General features: G+C 53.1%; 1 protein-coding gene. It reads left to right on the top strand.

What is annotated here, in order from left to right:
• Positions 1 to 114: 114 nt before the first annotated feature.
• The coding region (locus PSR9079_RS24180; protein ID WP_425468872.1) for a peptidoglycan DD-metalloendopeptidase family protein at positions 115 to 382 on the top strand (268 nt) is incomplete at its 3' end.

Here is a 382-nt window from a genome sequence, read left to right as displayed (position 1 = left end):
GCTATTACGTATTCTGAATCTTCAGGTGAACAGAGTGCTACCAAGATGTTGCCTAATAATAAACCAGCGACCACAACCACAACGGTTGTCGCGCCGGTGACGGCACCAACAACGGTGAGCACAACCCAGCCGACTGCAAGCAGTACGTCAACCAGTTCGCCGATCTCAGCATGGCGCTGGCCGACTGATGGCAAGGTTATCGAGAACTTTAGCGGCGCGGAAGGCGGCAATAAAGGTATCGATATTGCAGGCAGTAAGGGACAGGCTATTGTCGCGACCGCCGATGGGCGCGTCGTCTATGCCGGTAACGCACTGCGCGGCTACGGTAATCTTATTATCATCAAACACAACGATGATTACCTGAGTGCCTACGCTCATAACG

Origin of the sequence: Pseudoalteromonas rhizosphaerae, from assembly GCF_902498845.1 — a bacterium.
GTDB lineage: Bacteria > Pseudomonadota > Gammaproteobacteria > Enterobacterales > Alteromonadaceae > Pseudoalteromonas > Pseudoalteromonas rhizosphaerae.
The sequence above is the reverse complement of the archived record's forward strand: the minus strand, read 5'-3'. Positions and strand labels throughout refer to the sequence as shown.